1 protein-coding gene is annotated in these 741 nt (G+C 28.2%); it reads left to right on the forward strand.

Translation table 4 applies throughout. The features are described from left to right. Positions 1–741 (forward strand): hypothetical protein (locus OF365_RS03190; protein ID WP_318031885.1); only part of this gene is annotated, 741 nt, incomplete at both ends.

Here is a 741-nt window from a genome sequence, read left to right on the forward strand (position 1 = left end):
GTAAGTTAGAAAAGCTAAAAAATCTCAAAAATACACTTCTAGAAAAGATGTTCGCAGATGAAAAACACCCTTTTCCAAAGATCAGATTTAAAGAATTTACAAACGCTTGAGAACAGAGAAGAGTGGGGGATTTGTTTATAGGTTTATCGGGCACCTCGTTAGAAGAATTTTTTAATAAAAATGGCAAGTATCATGTAGTTAATATAGGTAGTTACGGATTAGATGCTCAATATTTTGATCAAAATATAAGAATAGATAAAAATTATATTAGTAAGAAATACATTTTAGAAAAAAACAATCTAGTGATGATCATGAATGACAAAACAAGTTTAGGGAAAATCATTGGAAGTACTTTATACATCGAGGAAAATGATAGATATATTTATAACCAAAGAACACAAAGATTAATAGTTAAAATAGAAGAGATGTTGCCTAAATTTGCATACTTTCTTACAAATTCGTATTATTTTAAGAAGAAAATACACTTAATCATGCAAGGCACTTCCCAGATATACATTAATTGACCACAGGTTGAGAAAATTTTAATAAGATTAGCAATTGATAAAAATGAGCAATTAAATATTGAGACGTTGGCAATAAAAATAATTCACACTATATCACTTCTTCAGTGTAAGCTTGAAAATCTACAAAATATCAAAAACATTCTTCACGAGAAGGTGTTGCCAGGTAATAAACATCTTTTTACAAAAACCACATTCATGCCCTTTAATAATTTTTGAA

The organism is Ureaplasma zalophigenitalium, from assembly GCF_025780055.1.
Lineage (GTDB): Bacteria > Bacillota_I > Bacilli_A > Mycoplasmatales > Mycoplasmoidaceae > Ureaplasma > Ureaplasma zalophigenitalium.